The following is a 17,425-nucleotide window of genomic DNA, read 5'->3' as shown; positions in this document are numbered from 1 at the left end:
ATGAATTATGAATTATGAATTATGAAGTGTTATCAGTTAACAGTAATCGGTGAACTGATAACTGATAACTGATAACTGATAACTGATAACTGAAATTATTTTCCTAAAGTTAACTCCTCTTTTTTGCCGAGTATACCCTGGGGGCGCCAGATCATTAAAACCATGAGCAGCAGACCGATAATCATAATCCGTAAAGCACCTAATTGGCTATCATTAAAAATATCTAATTGGGGCAGAATAAAGCGAGTCAGGGAATCGTAAGCCCAGAAAATTATTGATCCTAGTAAGGTGCCAGCATTGCTACCGGAGCCACCGAGAATGATAATAATCCAAGCGTTAAAAGTCAATAACGGTTCAAAATTAGTCGGGTAAATAGTGGTTAATTGCCATGCTAAAAAAGCCCCGGCTAAACCAGCGATCGCACCGCCTAACATCAAAGATTGTAACTTATACCAAAAGACATTTTTTCCCAAGGCCCGGGGAATTTCTTCATCTTCCCGGATAGCTTTGAGGATGCGTCCCCAAGGCGATCGCAAAAGTAATTCTAAACCAGTATAAACGAGAGCGAGGAGGACTAAAACTACCACCATCAACCCAGCTTTGTAATTATAGTCATTCAGGGCAATTACACCGTTTATATACAGAAAAAGCAGGATTATCGCCCCTAACAACCCCCAAAAGATTAAAGCTCTCTTTTGCGTCGGTTGATAGCTTTTGCCGCTAATTTGCCCCGCTTCTCGCCATTGTCGTTGCAGATTGCGCCCCAATTGCCAGAGAGCAAAGATAGCAAGCAGGGTAAACAGGGCAATAATTAACAATTTGACGGGAAAACCGGGATTTATATCCAAAGGTAGGGGATAACGTTGTAGTCCGAAACTGCCTTTCGTTAACCAATCCTCGTTAAGCACCAGCAAACGAATTAACTCAGACACCCCGATGGTGACAATCGCTAGATAATCGGCTCTTAATCTCAGGGTGGAAAAACCGATGGCTAATCCCAACAATGCCCCTAGTATCGCCCCGACAATGGCGGCAAAAATCATCGGCACACCCTGTAAAGTCAATAAAACCGTGGCATAAGCCCCTAAAGTGGCAAAAGCAACGTGACCAAAGTTAATTAAGCCAGTAAATCCCCATTGTAGATTTAAACCGAGGGCAAAAATTGCGTAAATACCCGCCCAAATTGTCAGGGAAACCAAATAGTCTGTCATCTTAAGTAAAAAGTAAAAAAGGGGTTGGGGGGAGTGGGAATTATCAATTATGAATTATGAATTATGAAGTCGGGAGTGAGGGAGTGGGGGGAGTGGGGAGAGGAGGAGAAAAAAGCTAAAAACTCACATCTGATCACTGAACAAGCTGGTTACTGCTAGTATAATATCAGTTAAAACGGCCTCTGTAGCTTGATGGACAATTGTGACGAGCGGAGGGTGCTAGGCTATTAATACCGAAAAAACCTTGTCCTGTTAATTTCTATGCCTCTTTTGATTCTAATTGCCGATGATGACCCCGGTATCCGCCTAGCGGTCAAAGACTATTTAGAATTAGCAGGTTATAGTGTGGTAGCGGCGAGTAATGGTTTGGAAGCTTTAAATTTATTGGATACCTATCATCCCCATCTTTTGGTATCGGATATCAAAATGCCGCGTTTAGACGGTTATTCTTTGGTGACTAAGGTGCGGCAACAGCCAGAATTTAGGTTATTACCAGTAATTTTTTTAACCGAAAGAGGGTCAACAGAGGAAAGAATTCGCGGTTATCAAGTGGGTTGTGATATCTATCTTCCTAAACCTTTTGAGATGGAGGAATTAAAAGCAGTTATTCGCAATCTTTTAGAGCGATCACAAATGGTGCAAAGTGAACGTCAATATCAGAAATTAAAACCAGAAGAAAGCCCCGCAACTAGGGATGTTTTAACTTCTTCTTTACAGGACGATTTTAAGTTAACTAATCGCGAGCGGGAAGTGTTAGAACATTTAGCCCGGGGACTTTCTAACAGTGAAATTGGGCAAAAACTGCATCTCAGTTCTCGCACGATCGAAAAATATGTTAGTAGTTTACTCAGAAAAACAACTACTAACAATCGTGCCGAATTGGTTCGTTTTTCCCTCGAACATAGATTAATCGATTAGCTGAAATAAAAAACTTAAATTTTGTTTTTTACTTCCTCCAAAAGACTGCCACAGGAGTCTAAAAGTAGCTCGATTACGCGGTCAAAACCTTCACGACCACCGTAGTAGGGATCGGGAACTTCTTTTTCTGGGTGATAACGAGCATAGTCACACATTAATTTGACCTTTTCTTGATATTTTCCTGTCCGATCTAGGGATAAAATATCTTGATAATTGGCTTTATCCATGGCTAGGATTAGATCAAAATTCTCGAAATCTTCGCGGGTAAATTGTCTAGCTGTCCCTTGCAGAGGAATACCGCGTTTTTTGGCGGCCGTATTCATGCGAGAATCGGGAGGAGAACCGATATGATAACCAGCAGTCCCCGCAGAATCACAGAGGATTTTATTGTCTAATCCTTCTTGTTCAATCAGATAAGTCATGATATTCTCGGCAGCGGGAGAACGACAGATATTTCCTAAACAGACAAAGAGTAGTTTGTAGGGCATAAATTGACCAGTAGAATCATCACTAAATTGCCAATTATAGGGCATTTTTAACATCCCGATAAAGATTTATCCTCAAAAAACTCCTCGCTGTCCATTAACCTAATTTTGGCTAATCCCAAGCTTTCTAAATAATCTTGCCACCCTTGGGGGGTATCTTCAATCGCTAATAATCCTAATACCCTAGCTACGTCTGCTACCCAGGGTAGGGTATGAATTCTATAACCCTGCCAGTTTACCTCTAAGGATAACCAAGCGGGAATCTCTTGGGGGTTAAATTGTTGGGAGGCAAGATAATCAGCTTGAAAGCAGTAAATCCGAGGTGGTTTTTGACTCTCTAACAAGGTTAAACACTCCTTCTAATCTGGACATTAATCTGTTTCCTGATATTTTAGGGGAACCCCAGCATAATTTCTGTCAAATATGAACTTCTCTTGTCAAGAAATAGTTAAGTTTGCTCAAGACAATTTACCCTTAATTCTCCCCTAAGCGAGGACGAATAATTAAATAAATTGCCGGACCGATTAGAGGCAAAAGGGAAATTACCGGCAACAGGAAAGGATTTTTTAATCCCCGTCGGGTTAGATCATCTTGCAGCAAAATTGGACATAATAGGGTTAAAAGACAGAAATCTAAACTCATAACATGAATAAAACGGCTAGTTTGCCACTGATACCAAAAATCAGACCAATTGCCGTTAATTAATCCGTAAGCGATTAAAATTGCCGCAGTAATTAGGGCAATTACTCCTAACCAAGGTGAGTCTAAAAGTTTAATGACCAGATTTTTTTTACCGGTAAAATTGCTGTTGGGTTGACGGAGGGTTAGATAGGGTAAAATAGCGAAAGCACCCACAGCAAAGGAGGCAAAAGCAAAGGGCCAAGCGATGATTTTTTGGTCACGACCATCGATAATTAAAAGGCTAGTGTAGATAAGTGGCCAAACTCCCATCAGGTTGAAAAGAGCGATAATTAACGGGTTAATATCTTGCCATTTGCCAGTGGAAAGATTGATAATTAAATTTATTGTATCTGGTTGGTCGGGGGGTGCTAGTAAAAAAGCGTATAATCCGAAGCACAACCAAAGTAAACCGAGAATAATTTTTGTTAACATGGGAGGGGATAATTAGGTTAATTGAGTAATGGCAGTTCAGCAGATATTTTAGTAGAAAAGTGATCAAAAGATCAAGCAAGATTACCTAATCAATGATCACTAAGTAGCTAGGCGTTAAAAATTATCAGATGCCCCCCTTATTAAGGGGATATCCCCTCGCCTATCGGCACCCCCCTTATCAAGGGTAGATCCCCCCGCCTATCGGCACCCCCCTTATCAAGGGGGGCAGGGGGGATCGAACCTAAAATCCATTTTTAATTTAATTATAACCAGCTACTTAATTTTTAGGGAAGACGACGAGGATTTATGGTTTCTCTTGGGGTAATTTCTGCACTTTTAGAGTGGAGTAAGCGAGTTTGTTCGAGGATAGTTTCTAAGTCTTCATCCGAGAATTCTTGTACATAGTTTAATTTGACCTCTTCTAGGAAGATAATTAATAACATCTCAATTCTTTCTAGACTGTGACGGGATTGTAATTCCCCGGCGAGAGATTGCCCGAAACGTTGGACTAATTGCTGTAATAAACGCTCAAAAACTTCGTCTTCTTGGGTAATCTTTTCAGCTATATTAACAAAGGATTGATATAATTGACTAGATAAGCGATTGCTCAAGTCAGTTTTTAGCCCCTTCATGCCGGGTAATAGCAATAAGCTCTGATAAGCGGGAGTTTGACTGAGAATTTTCTCGATATTGTATTTAATTAAAGCTTCTGCTTCTGGTTTAACTTGCGGTAAAACCTTGTCAACGGTGCTATTAACTACTAACCGAAAAATTTCAATAACTTCATTAGTATCATTGAGATTATTATAGCCACCATTAAGGGATCGATCAAGAAATTTCTCCACTTGTCCCCGTCGAATATATTCCTGTATTTGATTAACAATTCTCAGGAATATTATCTCAGTAATATCTTTAGAAATTAGTGCAACTAAGCCTTTAACTGCCTGCTCTTTAATCACCCTTAAGTTAATAATTTTAACCTGATCTAGGCGAATAACGGTAGGAATAAATCGCAGCCATCTCCAGATAGGAATAAACAGAAAAATATCGTACCATCGCCATAACATAGCCTCGCGCCAACGCAGACCTTTATGAGTGCGGGCAATCCACCAAGTTCTCAGCATAAATTCCCAGAAAAAGATAGTACCAAATAAAAAATCGATCGCCTCAAAGTTATCTATCGGTCTCCCATCTTCTCCCAGGGGACGAAAATAATTAGTTTCTATTAAAGGTTGAATTTCTTGATTGAAAAATTTCAACTCTTTTTCCCAGCCATTTTGACTGAGATAATCCCAACTCCAAAACTTCTGAAAGGCTGCTTTTGCGGAAACATTTTCCGTTTGAAAAACCCGCAAGCGCATTCTATTTTTAATCTTCTCTAAAGTCCCAGTTTTCTCGGCCGAGGCAAAGGGATTATTATCGATCATATCGACACTTTTTTGGCGTAAATTAGCTAAAATTTTCTCGATCTCTTGGCGATATTCTTGCAGATTAAACTCTGGGTTAAATACCTTTTGATTAATTATTTCATTAAGTTTATCAACCGTAGCTAAATATTCACTGGTACTGCGATAGGGTTTAATTCCTTTCACCACATCATAATTAGCGATTCCTTTAACAAAGGGAATTTCTAGGGGGTTGTCGGGAGGTATTTGTAATTCTTGAAAGGAAATCGGCCCGAGTTTTATTGGTTCATTAAATCTTAATAAAGTTATTTGCAAGCGTCCCTGTAACCAAAAATCTCGCAGGGGAATGTAGGTTAAATCGAAAATAACCAGAATATAATTACATAACACCAACAGGGCCATGCAAGTCTCAAAGAGATTGCGTAGGGAAAAACGACGGTTTCTGATCACGGGGGTTTTAGTCAAAGTCATTAGCCTAGAAAGCACACTTTGACTATAGTAAACCGAAAACGCCTAATTTTTTGAACCCAAAGCGATAGAAGTGGTTAAAAAAGAGCGGTTAAACTTAGTTCTGCCTCGGCAATTAAGAGATGTGGTCTTCTATTCTGCGATAGCATCCTAGCAGATTCAGTTAAGTAGTTAGCTACAGCTTCTTTAGCAAGAACATTTTTATTATAAGTCGGTAAGTCGCAGATTAACACAAATGCTAACAAACGGAAGCATATTGGGAGCATCTCACCTTTGCAATAAGTAGAAATGCTTAATGAGATCAATAAAAAAGTTAAAAAAGGCAACCATTTAGATAAGCACAGCGATGACGAAGGACTTGCGGTACATTACCAGATTCCCAACTTGCACCAGTAATTTTGAGACGATGAGCAATTTGTTTAATTTTTGATTCAACAGAGCCAGAGCCGATAGAAATGCCCTCTGCCTGCAAATAACCATAATTGACAATTCGATGTTTATGCTTGTTCAAATAAGTAATAAAATTCTCAACTTGCGGCTCTGACCATCCTTCACAACAAGAGATAGCGGCGTCCACGTCCCCCTTCCATAGAAAACATTTTACCTCCTCAATTCGCTGGAATGACCCGCCAACTTTATAGAGGTTTTCGATTAAATGATACCAATCCAATATTTCAATTCTTTCCTGTTTCTCTCCGATCTCACGAAATAAATTCCAGATACCATCATGTCCATCTCCTAAACAAATTAAAGGCTTGGCCAAAACTTGAGAATTAACCAAATCTATAGCGGTTCTCACACCTGTTTGGTACAGTTTAACCTTTGCTGATTAAGCTTTTCAACATCGATAATGTACCTTTTGCGAACAGGAAACGCTATAATAAAGCTGAGTTATCTTGAAAAAAAGCCGCTACCCCCAGTTGATGAAAACTCACTGCTTTATAATCACGCCAAATTAAGGCTTTTCCCTTGGCAGTTCTTAGTCGTACCTTACCGCCATCTAGGCTCATTTCTTCCACTTCCACTTCTGGGTTAGACGGTAATTCTTCAAAAGCATAGCGATGTACGAGGCGTTGTTGGGTACTGTGAGAAACAGCAATCCCTGTCAATGATTTGATTTTCTGCGCCGATTTCTCGTAGGATTCATCGCCACTTAATAGCAAACAGTTCTTCTCTAACATTGGACTCATCTGAGTCCGAGGCTTTACTTCTAACTTCTTCGCTTGTTTTTCTGTAATTGGTAATTCCCCCAAAATGCTTTTCACTTTTCTCGTCCGACCGGCGGTTTCTTCTGTGCTTGTTTTGACAAAAAAATACCGATTTCTGGGTTAACATAATGAATCATTAAATCTCTAACAGTCTCCTCTATCTCTCCCAAGTTATTAAATTTCTTAATTTGGGATTGCTCATAGAGACATTGCCCTAACTCTTGACATAACTCTTTAATTCTTTTTTCATTTTCTGATAACATTGAATTATTCCTCCCATCGAGAGCTATTCTGAATTGTAAGTTATAACCATTATAATCTCATTTCTCTTTGTGATCAAGTTGAAGATTTTCTAGTTTTTGACGGTTATAAGTATTAATACTTATTGCATAAGTGAGATGCTCCCAAGCATATTTGCCTTATCAATGCCCGTCTTAGCTTGTCAACACCTGAAATTGTCACACCACTTGAACTGTTCAAAGAGGAGAACAACTTATGATCCGCTCAGAGATTTTGCAAGAAAAAGATAAAACTCAAACAAGATTGTCGGAGGAATACACGTCCATCCATGACTATTTACTGAAGTCTAACATTGCCGCGAAAAAGGCTGCGGAATCCTACGGGTTTACTCTCAAATACGCTGAATTGCCTAATACCATTTTTCTTTATTTGGGTCACAACGAATACAGGCTTGGCAAGCATTCGAGCGTGGATGTCTGTCATGGATTTAGAAATTTGGTATAACTGGACAGCAATTCTCATTTTGAAAAAAATCAGATAAAATTCTCTTATTTAAATAGAGAACTTGTGTAGAAGCATGATTTTTTGACAGATAATTATCATCCAAAGCTGGAGATAGACAGGTTTTAAGAAATTTGTCCACAAAAAATCGATTTCAACTCATAAATCTGGATAAAATTCTAACAAAATTTTTAGTTTTTTTTATGAACAACTTTCTTTTTTTTCTTCAAGAGTTCTGACATTTTTAACTAGAATTTACTTTTTTAAATGGGACATATTCGGTTAGAATAAATGAGAAAAATTCCGACCAATTCTTAAACCAAATAAATTTTAATAGGGTACGAATATCATTAAAGAAAGAAGTCCTAGTTACTAATAGCTCACGAATCTTTTGATAGGTGTAATTAACTAAATCCAACACGGTATGAAATAAAAAAGCTAGTAAATTCAAAGACAATAAGAACTCGCACAAATGATTCTGACCATGACCAAAGTTATGCTCTAAATTATAACCGTGATTTTTAAGAACGTTATTGCCTTCATTTTCAACTTTCCATCTGCTACGTCCAGCTTTGACAATTTCTTCGACATTATTTTCCGTGATTTTATGATTAGTTATCCAATTATTTTGGTAGATAGTTTTCTGGGTTTTTTCATTAATAACAGTCACTTCACACCAATTAACTTCGAGACTTGAGTCCCCCTCTCTTAAGGGAACTCTAGAAGCATAACGATAACGATAAATTAGATTTTTTCGTCCATCCCATTGTTTCTTTTCAACGGTCCTAACTTCGCCACTTTTTTCTAAAAATTCTAGCCATTCATATAAAGTTTTATGCGACGTTTCCAAACAAACAAAAATAAAATTATAACCTTGTTTTACCGCTAATTTACAAACAGGTTCGTGAGAATATAAGTCGTCTCCTAAAAGAGTTACAGGATAACCATACTTAAGTAGTCGTGCAAAATTAATTTCCTAGTAAAGATAGGCAAAAGGCAAGAGGCAAAAGGCAAGAGGGGGTTAGATATGTGTAATTAATTTTGCTTAGGTACTTATTTTTATGATTCCTATTTAACCATCTTTTAACGGCCGCATTTTCACAGTCTTGTTTTTGATGTCCATCTTGTTTTTTAATGAATTCTGGCTCTAAATTAATTACTTGTTTTTGCTTAGGAGAAACTACTATCGGTGTGACACAGCCATGAAAATAAGTTGTAGTTCCATTTCGATGATTACGACAGTTACAATGAGGGCAATTAATTTTCTTGGATGAGAAATATTCTGTGCCATCTAACGCCACTAATATTTCTCCATCTAAGTAGAGAAACTTTTTCAAAACTCCCTTTTCTTTTAACCATTCATAGACTTTTTGAAAAGTCCTAGAGATATTAGATGCTGGCACTGTATCTAGCAAATTTCTTATTTGATTATCCCCAGGAATTTTTTTAATTGAAAATAAACTTTCAGCATTATCTTTTCCCTTATTGCTTTTCATTAAACGTTGATGGTCTAAAAAAGACGGCGACTGAGTAAAAAAGACTGAAAATGCAGCCATCACGGCATCTTTTATCTCATATTTTCTATTATTTCCAGGTTTCCTCTCATCGGGTAAATCATCTAATTCTTGATGGAAAAATTGCATTAATTCCGAAATTTCTAGGGTTGCCGCTTTTTGAGCCATCTTGGAATAATTTGACGTGCTGGTGGATTTCTATCTCACCCATTTTACCTTAGCTGACAATAATTATAAATTTTTATTTCCCTTGAATTCTCTATTCTAAAAACAGAACTATCTTCCTGATTTAACCCTGTTCGTTCTCAGCCAACCTCTTTGATTGCTTGAGTATTTATACTTAATTTGTCTAGCCAATTGTTTTTTTTATTGTTCGCCTCTTCTAGAAAATAGTTGCTTCGTACTATATTTTCCCTGCCAAAATCGGGGTTAATGCTCTATTTATTTCAAAATGAGAATTGCTGATAACTGGACTTCCCCGTTGACAAAAAGCCATAACCTGTGCTGTAGAAAGGATTAAGAAAATTTCCAGCGCCCCGTTACTGGCTACAAATCAGGGAAACTTCCAATAAATCTAACGCTTTTTGTTGCAGTTGGGTCGGTCGAGTTATCTTAGAAAAACGATAACTTCCCTCCCTAATCGTACATTCCACTGTATTCAAGCAAATCGTCCCCAAGTCTTCCAACAAAGTCCGAAAACTATGCACAGGAAAGTTCTCTTGATTCCGTTTTTTTCTCTCTTTAGACTGAGCGGATTCACTGCGACTCGCTTTAATCACATTCAGAGAACCATCATCAATTTCTTCATCCTCAAATAACAAAGGAGCCAAGCACTGTTTTAAATGCCATTCCACATAATAAGCCAACATACATAAAAAGATATGAGCCTTGACTCTATCACCCTTATAATGATAGATAGGACGTACCTTTAAATCAATTGACTTATAACAGCGAAATGCCTCCTCCACTTGAGACAAACTTTTATAAGCTTTAACCGTCGTCGCTGCATCCATCAAGGTTGACTCCAGAGAAATTCCTAACACATACACACCATCCAAAGCCGTTTCTTGAGCGATTAATTCCAGCTGACGCTGATAAGAAAAGCCTTCTTCTGTTATCTCTAAGTTATAGTATTTATTGACCTTAAACTGATTAAGAACCTTACCGACTCTCAAAGCTATCTTATCTTGACCCTTTAAAGCTCTTTTCTCCCTTTGAGTCGCCTGAACAATCAAATCTAGTTCCTTCTCTACCGCCTCTAATAATGCCTCTCTTTGTAGTTGATTTTTCTGGGCGATTAAAGGATTCCGACAAGCAATTAATCTTTCGTCGGGATAATCTTCACTCTCAAATTCCACCAAGTTTACCTGCTCAAATAATCCTAATTGAATCACTTCTACCTCAGCCAGTTTCCGAATTTGAGGCTTAGTTAAACCAGTAATATAGTCTAATCCTTCTATGGGTTTTACTAATTCCTTGATTTTCGAGTTGGTTAAAATTCCTCTATCGCTTATCCAGACCACATTCTCAATCCCCCAACCCTTTCTGACTTTCTCAATTTGTCCGCCTAAAGTAGCACCATCTGAAGTGTTTCCTTCAAATACTTCTACCGCTATCGGACAACCCTTAGCTGAACACAACAAACCAAAAACTATCTGAGTTCTCCCTTTCTTTTTATCTCGGTTATAACCATATTTTCCCAGTTCACAACCATCTCCTTCTAGGTAACTAGAAGTGACATCATACAAGACTAATGTTCCTGATTCTAAGTGTTTAAGTGCTAGGTGCTTCTCAATTTTCTCTTGTTTTTCTAATAACCAATCTAAGGCGTTATATAATTCGTCTTCATCGGCTTTCTCTAAGTCTAACAATTGTCCTAAACTCTGACTGCAAGTTTCGCTATTAAACCCTCTCGCTGTGGCTAATTTCGATTTAGGATTGATGATTCTTGCCACAATCATTGCCACCACTAAGTTTCTGATTCGTGAGGATTTTTCACTGATTATTTTATCTAAACCTAATTTTTTAATCGTCTCTAAAATAGCCATCACATGACCATGAGGAAGACTTCTAATCACTTCAAAATGATTGGGAATGCCTTCATTCATGGACAGTGTTGCTCCTTTAAGAGCCAGTTTTAGATTGTCGATAATATCATCGGGTAATTTTGAGAGATTGGCCAGGGTTCTTTTTTTGACTTGATCTCCTTCTCGGTAGGACTCTCGAAGAAGAACAGCGGGGGGAGAATTACGGTTAGGAACTTTTTCTATATACATGGCTATCATTTTAGCAAATAGAGAGAATTCTTGTCCATTAAGAAATATTACAAATTACATGGGTATATTGAGAAGGGTTAAGGGGGTGCATCCATTGATGGATAAGGATTTTCGGCTATTATGGTATAGTATATATGTATGGGGGAAGTTCAGTTATTGCAAAGGTGAGATGCTCCCTAACTATCTGACTTTTAAGTGCCTACTTATCATTTTTGGCAATATTTTATAGACTAGGAATATAGAAATAAAAAAGAGGAAAACTGATGATTACTATACGCAAAGCTGAGGAAAGAGGCCACGCTAACTATGGTTGGTTGGATACCTATCATACTTTTTCTTTTGCCCAATATTATGATCCGCAACAGATTAATTTTAGAAGTCTCAGAGTTATTAACGAGGATAAAGTGATTGGGGGAAAAGGATTTCACACCCACGGACACCACGATATGGAGATTTTAACCTATGTTTTGGCGGGAGAACTAGAACACCAAGACAGTCTAGGCACGGGTTCCGTGATTCGACACGGTGAAATTCAACGGATGAGCGCAGGAACAGGGATAAAACACAGTGAATTTAATCATTCTGCCACTAATACTCTGCATCTTCTGCAAATTTGGATTATTCCCGACCAAAAAAATCTAGAACCCAGTTATGAACAAAAAGTGATCGCATTTTCTCCCCATACCTTACAACTAATCGCCTCTCCCACCGGCGCCGGTAATGCGGTTAAAGTCCATCAAGACGTTAATCTCTACGCAGGAATTTTGCCCCCAAGCCAGTCCCTCAGCCATTCCTTAGCTCCCAGTCGTTATGGCTGGTTACAGGTGGCTAGAGGGCAAATAACCCTAAATGGTGTGCATTTACTAGCGGGGGATGGAGCGGCAATTAGCGAGGAAACTTATTTGGCTATTCAATCTCTAGAAGACTCGGAAATTTTGCTTTTTGACCTAGGGTAGTGGTGTTGAATGTTAGGAACCCTAGGAGCGAAGTTTTGCCGCCAATTCCCCGGCCGACTTTCAGCCATCAATACTGTCCACCACACTCAGAAAATCGTTGTGGATTAACTCGGCGATAAAATTCTCCGCATCGGTGATAGGAATAGTAACGCCTTGGCTGGCTACCATCTGTGCAGCCATCCGAGTCATGAATTCCTGTCTTGTTTCCGTCATTTTACCCTGACATTGTTGTAATTTTTCTACCAATTCCAGTGGGGAATCGGCCACCAGTTTATCTCCCTCGCGGGTGACATAAATTGTCATCTTTCCTACCTCCTAAATGATTGGGAACGAGAATTCGGCACTACTAAACCACTTCTGGAGTTGCTGATTTGAGATATGAATCTTCTTTTCTAGTATTTTTAAAACCTAGAGCCAAACTAACTTTTGTACGGGAACCTGCACAGTTGGCATTCATACCTTGATTCAGCAACGCCGATTTTTCATGGAGTAGTCTCCTTGTCGTCAGCTTGAAATTGAGGGGGGTTAGTACCCCCTTACAGAAATTCAATCAGATAGAAAACCCTGAAACTCCACCACCGCATTGCGTTTCAACCAAGGATTAATTTCCTTTCGTTTTACAGGTCCGTGATGGTTGACGGTAAACCGCAGAAGTCTGGCGCAATACTCGATAGCGAATTTGTGGTTGCTTTTCGAGACTTTGATAAACGTTTCGCAATCCGTCTTGCCAGAAGTATCTTTGAGCAACTTTTTCAAGCTAGGGTCAAAATCCATCGAATCGCCTGAGCATTGAAAAATTCCAGCTTCTTCCGAGCAGGGGGTGTTGGAGTCAGGATTCGTCGTGTCCCTTCCTTCGTTCCAGTTCCATGAACTCTCGAAGCCGCCAAGCACCCTCAGTACCTCCAGCATGACTGCCTTGCGGTGTAGGACACCTTGCCAAGGTCCGAGTTCTGGTTTGACGTTGGAGTAAATGTCGTGTTTATCATTCGGCGTGAAGATCTCATCTGGAGCTTGCTTGGCCCAATCGATCAATTCATTCAGAAACGAATCAGGGGGTACTCCACGATTGAAGACTTGTTGTTTACAGGCGATAAATTTTCTAGTCATAAGTACCTCGATAGAATTAATTACACATCAAATTAAGCCTATAAACCTAAAGCTTTGCGAGTACGAGGTCCAACAATACCATCAGCAGTTAGTCCAACAGAACGTTGAAAAGCAATAACAGCTTGCTTGGTATTTTCTCCAAAATCTCCATCTATTGCGCCCGGAGAAAAGCTTTTATCTGTTAGTTTTTGTTGAAGTTCAATAACATCTTGACCAATTGAACCTAGTTTAAGTAAGGGTTCATCTTCTTCAACTGTGCTACCTAATTTATTAGCAACTTCCTGTTGTAAACGAGGTAATTGACTAAATAACCAATCCCCCGGACAATCAGTATTACTAAACTCTCGATGTCCTCGAATATTCTTGGGGCTAATGTTGCAAGAGCTACATAAAGAAACGCATAATTCTACTAGACTATCCCACTGTTTTTGTCCCATGTGAAAAGTCATGAAGTTGCCTTCATTTTCAATTCCAGGACACTTATTACCGCCAGCAAGTCGGTTTCCGTCTTGGCGAGCATGGGCAGATTGAACGCACATTCCTTGTTTGACTGCATCAAGAGTTCCATGTCTTCCTTCTAGAAGAATTCCTCCAGTTGTATTCAGAAAATTATGTCCAGAATCACTCCAGCCTCTATTATCCATGTGAAATTTTTGAATATCACGAGCTAATTGTTTAGCTCCATCTATTGTTCCCTTTGAGGAATCGTTAGGGGGATTCTGATTATCGGTATGGTGAATCACGATAAATTTAGGCACTGTTTTATCAAAGGGACCGGCTGGTCTTGATCCCCATTCATTAGTTGTAATCACTTTGGCAGTAAAAGGCATTTTTTTGTTCTCCTTAGTTAGAGTAAGTTAAAATTAGAATAGTTTAGAGGATTGAAAAATAAACCTGTTTATGCTCCTCCACAACTATGCTGAGAATCTGGAAGCGTGAATGTTTTTTTGGTTCTGAGGTTAGTTACGGTATAAACTTTTCCTCGATTGTCACCGGGAGGGCAGTTTTGGGGAATTGAAATTAAACACAATTTTACGGGATCTCTAGGCTTAGAAGATTCGGCTTCAGGAACCGTGTCATAAGAAACCAGATAGATTCCGTTAGTAAATTCAATTGATGTTCCCGATCCCAAGATCGGTTTCTTGGTAACTGCATCTTGTAATCTAGTCATTACCTTAGAAACAAAAGTGTTGCTACACTGTCCTACTTTAGTAGGTGGAGGAGCAGCTTGTGATTTGAGGGAAAAGGTCGGAACACTCAAAAAAATGAGAATTGCCGTTAAAGGGAATGTTGATTTCATATCATAGTAATATTCTGACTTTTCGCTTATCAGGAGAAGATGATAATAACCTTGTTAAAACTAGAGTTAATTTCCTCGTAAACTACAATGTCATTATCTCCCTCTCCTAGAGTTTTATCAGCAAATCAAATCTAGAAAATTTCAAAAACAGATCATCGCTTACTGATGACTATGTGAGTTCCTTTAAGATTTGTTGTGCAAACTTTTCGCGATTTCCCGCAATTCCGAATCGTTCATATTCTTTCATTCCTTGCATTGCTTGCGGTAGGGTTGTGGCAGAACGTAAAGTGTTTCCAGCTTTTTTTTCTGTGGTCTCTAATTCGTGAATGAAATAATTGACTTGATTGCGAATGTCAGTAGCAACATTATTCGTGATTGGAGGCATTCCTTTTTTTCGGTCAAAACTCCATTGAAATAATCCTAACCCCTGACGCGGAGGTCCTTGTTCTTTTGCATGGGGATTAAATGAAGATTCTTGCTGTACACAACCCAGAATTGCTGCACATTGTACGGCAGAAAATCCATGACTTATCAGCTCATTGTGAATTATCCCTTTATTTCCTGAAAATGGTGAATTCCCCTGACCTGGGCCACCACTGGGGCGAGGGATAATATCTATTTCTGATAGTGGAACTTTCAAGAGTGCCGCCCAGGTATTTCGACCCACTACACCATCCTGTGTGAGAGAGTGTTTCTCTTGAAAACGCTTAACGGCTTCGTCAGTTTTAAGTCCGAACTTTCCATCTATTGATTCGTTCGCCGCTAAAGTTCCCCAATCTTTTAGGGTTTGTTGCAGGCGTTTGACTTCGTTAACGACTTCTGGTTTAGTATCGAAAATTCCATCATTGAGTTTGAGAAGGATATGTTGATGTGTCATGAGAAATAAACTCTTTAAGAAAAGATTATTGAAAATCAGTATTGGGAGGAGGTGTTGCCGATTTTAACTATGAATTGTCCTCTAGGCAATTTTTAAAACCTCGGACTAAGCTAACTTGTGGATATGTGCCAAATTATAGCGTTTCCTGTTTGCAAGAGGTACATTATCGATGTTGAAAAGCTTACTCAGCAAAGGTTTAGTTGTGCCACACATGTGTGAGAACTGCTATAGTATTTATACCTCGGTTAAGCAACGCCATTATTATTATCGCCAAAATAAAAGGATAAATTTGTCAATCTTTGTAACGAAAAATCAAGAAAAACTGTTCTCACCGTATCGCCCCGAACTCTTCTGGGGAAATTTGTTACAATGAATGCAAGGGGACTCCCTGAGCCAGATCCCATCCCTAGTAAAAAATTGGCCAGGTGGGGAGCGGAAGCCAATAGTTCCGAGAGGATAGGCATTTGTCAGAGTTTCCCGCTTCCTTTAGTTTTAGGGGGAAAAGCCATGAAATCTGCCACATTATCATCGCCTGATCGACCGATGCCAGAATTTCTCCGGTCAGCTGTCCGAGAACGTTTTCCGGGGAAAGCGATCGATGATCTCAGTATCCGCTACTATGAAAGCGTCGAGGATGTGGGATGCGAGTATTTTAACGATCGGGTGTTGCTGGCCTGTAGCGATGAGCCTGTTGTCCGCTATCTTGGCCCGTTTATATCCTACGTCTGTCTAGGAGAAGCCCTGGTTTTGGATCGGCAAGATGGTCTTGTGGTTTACGAAACCGATTAAGATGTTCCCTGCACGGAAACCGGACTTTTCTGGTTGGTGACTCCTAAATCGCTCTGAAAAAGCCAAACCTAAGTAAGATTTGACAGGTGGAGTCGCCAAGCGGCAAAACCCGTCGCATTTTCATAAGGCTTGCGATCGCAACCAAGCCACGGGCAAATAGAGCATTTTCCTGGGTAAAGGCACGAAGGCACGACGGGCGAAGACGTCGTAATTATTTGCTTCAATTACGTCTAAAATGCCTTGATAAAGCAGTAAAGCCGCCCAAACCGGCCAACGGGAATCGGGATTAAGGGCGCGAATCCCCCTTTCGGCGGAATCGTAGTAGTAACGGGCCCGCTCAATTTGGAAGCGCATTAACGCCTTCCAACGATCATCATTAACCCCTTTGAGTAAATCGTCTTCGCTGTAGTCAAAACGCTCTAAATCCTCTAAAGGCAGATAAATCCGGCCACGATGGACATCTTCCCCCACATCCCGCAAAATATTGGTTAATTGATTGGCAATACCGAGATCGATCGCTTCTTCTTGGGGAATATAAACGCTTTGATTGCGTCGCCAAGGGGCTGAGCGATCGCCATGCTCCAATCCTAACACCGCGCTGGACATTAACCCCACCGTTCCCGCCACCCGATAGCAGTACAGTTTTAGTTCATCAAAGGTTTGATAACGACTGCGATAAAGATCCATCTGTTGCCCGGCGATCATGTCCCGAAAGGGTTGGATATCCATGGGGAACTTTTCTAGAGTATCCACGAGAGCGACATCGGCATCCTCAAGGGCAACCCCAGAAAAGACAGTTTCTAGCTGTTTTTCCCATAAATCGAGGGTTTCAGAGGTGGTTAACCGGGCTTGGGGTCCATCGACCAGTTCATCGGTACGACGACACCAGACATAAATTGCCCAGATCGCTCGACGTTTTGCTTTCGGCATCAGGAGAGTACCGAGATAAAACGTTTTGGAATACTTCTCTGTAATCCGGCGACAGAGTTCGTAGGACTCCGCAAGGGAGACGAGGGGTTTGGTGGGGTGGGTCGGTTTTGGCAATTGGAGCATTCT

Annotated in this window: 15 protein-coding genes and 2 pseudogenes; 3 read left to right on the top strand and 14 right to left on the bottom strand. The window is 39.8% G+C overall.

The window, feature by feature from the left end:
* Positions 1-95 precede the first annotated feature (95 nt).
* Complete coding sequence (locus tag ACE3JL_RS01815) at positions 96-1,211, bottom strand: branched-chain amino acid ABC transporter permease (protein ID WP_375328714.1); 1,116 nt, start codon at positions 1,209-1,211, stop codon at positions 96-98.
* Between the two features lie 261 nt (positions 1,212-1,472).
* Here ACE3JL_RS01815 and ACE3JL_RS01810 point away from each other — a divergent pair, with 261 nt between their 5' ends.
* On the top strand, positions 1,473-2,129 hold the full coding sequence (locus ACE3JL_RS01810) for a response regulator transcription factor (RefSeq protein ID WP_271989797.1): 657 nt from the start codon (positions 1,473-1,475) through the stop codon (positions 2,127-2,129).
* Between the two features lie 14 nt (positions 2,130-2,143).
* On the opposite strand, the gene ACE3JL_RS01805 is transcribed toward ACE3JL_RS01810, so the two are convergent.
* The 7 genes and pseudogenes from ACE3JL_RS01805 to ACE3JL_RS01775 all read right to left on the bottom strand — a co-directional run bounded on the left by ACE3JL_RS01805 (position 2,144) and on the right by ACE3JL_RS01775 (position 11,340).
* The gene (locus ACE3JL_RS01805) at positions 2,144-2,662 is read right to left on the bottom strand and encodes a low molecular weight protein-tyrosine-phosphatase (RefSeq protein WP_271989796.1); all 519 of its coding nucleotides are present in this window, start codon (positions 2,660-2,662) and stop codon (positions 2,144-2,146) included.
* 2 nt (positions 2,663-2,664) lie between these two features.
* The gene (locus ACE3JL_RS01800; RefSeq protein WP_002733401.1) at positions 2,665-2,958 is read right to left on the bottom strand and encodes a hypothetical protein; all 294 of its coding nucleotides are present in this window, start codon (positions 2,956-2,958) and stop codon (positions 2,665-2,667) included.
* A 130-nt stretch (positions 2,959-3,088) separates the two neighbouring features.
* Positions 3,089-3,727 (bottom strand): DUF2834 domain-containing protein, encoded by a 639-nt coding sequence (locus ACE3JL_RS01795; protein WP_271989793.1) that lies wholly within the window; start codon positions 3,725-3,727, stop codon positions 3,089-3,091.
* A 284-nt stretch (positions 3,728-4,011) separates the two neighbouring features.
* The gene (locus tag ACE3JL_RS01790) at positions 4,012-5,604 is read right to left on the bottom strand and encodes a hypothetical protein (RefSeq protein ID WP_375328713.1); all 1,593 of its coding nucleotides are present in this window, start codon (positions 5,602-5,604) and stop codon (positions 4,012-4,014) included.
* A 310-nt stretch (positions 5,605-5,914) separates the two neighbouring features.
* Positions 5,915-7,072 (bottom strand): annotated as a pseudogene (locus ACE3JL_RS01785) (ISKra4 family transposase).
* 808 nt (positions 7,073-7,880) lie between these two features.
* Positions 7,881-9,232, bottom strand: a pseudogene (locus ACE3JL_RS01780) (ISNCY family transposase).
* Between the two features lie 371 nt (positions 9,233-9,603).
* Positions 9,604-11,340: an IS1634 family transposase gene (locus tag ACE3JL_RS01775; RefSeq protein WP_375329570.1), complete on the bottom strand. Its 1,737-nt coding sequence runs from the start codon at positions 11,338-11,340 to the stop codon at positions 9,604-9,606.
* 263 nt (positions 11,341-11,603) lie between these two features.
* On the opposite strand from ACE3JL_RS01775, the gene ACE3JL_RS01770 reads away from it, so the two are divergent.
* On the top strand, positions 11,604-12,296 hold the full coding sequence (locus ACE3JL_RS01770; protein ID WP_375328712.1) for a pirin family protein: 693 nt from the start codon (positions 11,604-11,606) through the stop codon (positions 12,294-12,296).
* 60 nt (positions 12,297-12,356) lie between these two features.
* Here the strand turns inward: ACE3JL_RS01770 and ACE3JL_RS01765 are convergent, their stop codons facing one another.
* The 5 genes from ACE3JL_RS01765 to ACE3JL_RS01745 form a co-directional block, all read right to left on the bottom strand.
* Positions 12,357-12,599, bottom strand: coding sequence for a hypothetical protein (locus ACE3JL_RS01765; protein ID WP_375328711.1), 243 nt, complete (start codon positions 12,597-12,599; stop codon positions 12,357-12,359).
* Positions 12,600-12,842: 243 nt separating this feature from the next.
* A complete protein-coding gene (locus tag ACE3JL_RS01760; protein WP_271990297.1) occupies positions 12,843-13,403 on the bottom strand; it encodes a hypothetical protein in 561 nt (186 codons plus the stop codon).
* Between the two features lie 38 nt (positions 13,404-13,441).
* Positions 13,442-14,233, bottom strand: coding sequence for an N-acetylmuramoyl-L-alanine amidase (locus tag ACE3JL_RS01755; RefSeq protein WP_375328710.1), 792 nt, complete (start codon positions 14,231-14,233; stop codon positions 13,442-13,444).
* Positions 14,234-14,301: 68 nt separating this feature from the next.
* Positions 14,302-14,574 (bottom strand): hypothetical protein, encoded by a 273-nt coding sequence (locus ACE3JL_RS01750; RefSeq protein WP_375328709.1) that lies wholly within the window; start codon positions 14,572-14,574, stop codon positions 14,302-14,304.
* A gap of 298 nt (positions 14,575-14,872) precedes the next feature.
* A complete protein-coding gene (locus tag ACE3JL_RS01745) occupies positions 14,873-15,580 on the bottom strand; it encodes a phage tail tip lysozyme (RefSeq protein WP_375328708.1) in 708 nt (235 codons plus the stop codon).
* A 369-nt stretch (positions 15,581-15,949) separates the two neighbouring features.
* Between ACE3JL_RS01745 and ACE3JL_RS01740 the strand changes: the two genes are divergently transcribed.
* Complete coding sequence (locus ACE3JL_RS01740; RefSeq protein WP_334311260.1) at positions 15,950-16,369, top strand: hypothetical protein; 420 nt, start codon at positions 15,950-15,952, stop codon at positions 16,367-16,369.
* 120 nt (positions 16,370-16,489) lie between these two features.
* Here ACE3JL_RS01740 and crtB read toward each other — a convergent pair whose 3' ends face one another.
* Positions 16,490-17,422: a 15-cis-phytoene synthase CrtB gene (gene crtB / locus ACE3JL_RS01735; protein ID WP_271990285.1), complete on the bottom strand. Its 933-nt coding sequence runs from the start codon at positions 17,420-17,422 to the stop codon at positions 16,490-16,492.
* Positions 17,423-17,425: the final 3 nt, after the last annotated feature.

The sequence above is a fragment of the Microcystis sp. BLCC-F210 genome (genome assembly GCF_042134685.1).
GTDB classification, from domain to species: Bacteria; Cyanobacteriota; Cyanobacteriia; order Cyanobacteriales; family Microcystaceae; genus Microcystis; species Microcystis aeruginosa_D.
Note: the sequence above shows the minus strand (reverse complement) of the source record. Positions and strands in the feature narration are given on the sequence as shown.

Excerpts from the sequence above, each read along its gene's own strand:
- ACE3JL_RS01765 (WP_375328711.1), bottom strand. The coding sequence starts at position 12,599 with ATGACAATTTATGTCACCCGCGAGGGAGATAAACTGGTGGCCGATTCC.
- ACE3JL_RS01770 (WP_375328712.1), top strand. The coding sequence starts at position 11,604 with ATGATTACTATACGCAAAGCTGAGGAAAGAGGCCACGCTAACTATGGT.
- ACE3JL_RS01760 (WP_271990297.1), bottom strand. The coding sequence starts at position 13,403 with ATGACTAGAAAATTTATCGCCTGTAAACAACAAGTCTTCAATCGTGGA.
- ACE3JL_RS01810 (WP_271989797.1), top strand. The coding sequence starts at position 1,473 with ATGCCTCTTTTGATTCTAATTGCCGATGATGACCCCGGTATCCGCCTA.
- ACE3JL_RS01795 (WP_271989793.1), bottom strand. The coding sequence starts at position 3,727 with ATGTTAACAAAAATTATTCTCGGTTTACTTTGGTTGTGCTTCGGATTA.
- ACE3JL_RS01790 (WP_375328713.1), bottom strand. The coding sequence starts at position 5,604 with ATGACTTTGACTAAAACCCCCGTGATCAGAAACCGTCGTTTTTCCCTA.
- ACE3JL_RS01805 (WP_271989796.1), bottom strand. The coding sequence starts at position 2,662 with ATGCCCTATAATTGGCAATTTAGTGATGATTCTACTGGTCAATTTATG.
- ACE3JL_RS01745 (WP_375328708.1), bottom strand. The coding sequence starts at position 15,580 with ATGACACATCAACATATCCTTCTCAAACTCAATGATGGAATTTTCGAT.
- ACE3JL_RS01815 (WP_375328714.1), bottom strand. The coding sequence starts at position 1,211 with ATGACAGACTATTTGGTTTCCCTGACAATTTGGGCGGGTATTTACGCA.
- ACE3JL_RS01775 (WP_375329570.1), bottom strand. The coding sequence starts at position 11,340 with ATGTATATAGAAAAAGTTCCTAACCGTAATTCTCCCCCCGCTGTTCTT.
- ACE3JL_RS01755 (WP_375328710.1), bottom strand. The coding sequence starts at position 14,233 with ATGCCTTTTACTGCCAAAGTGATTACAACTAATGAATGGGGATCAAGA.
- ACE3JL_RS01750 (WP_375328709.1), bottom strand. The coding sequence starts at position 14,574 with ATGACTAGATTACAAGATGCAGTTACCAAGAAACCGATCTTGGGATCG.
- crtB (WP_271990285.1), bottom strand. The coding sequence starts at position 17,422 with ATGCTCCAATTGCCAAAACCGACCCACCCCACCAAACCCCTCGTCTCC.
- ACE3JL_RS01740 (WP_334311260.1), top strand. The coding sequence starts at position 15,950 with ATGAATGCAAGGGGACTCCCTGAGCCAGATCCCATCCCTAGTAAAAAA.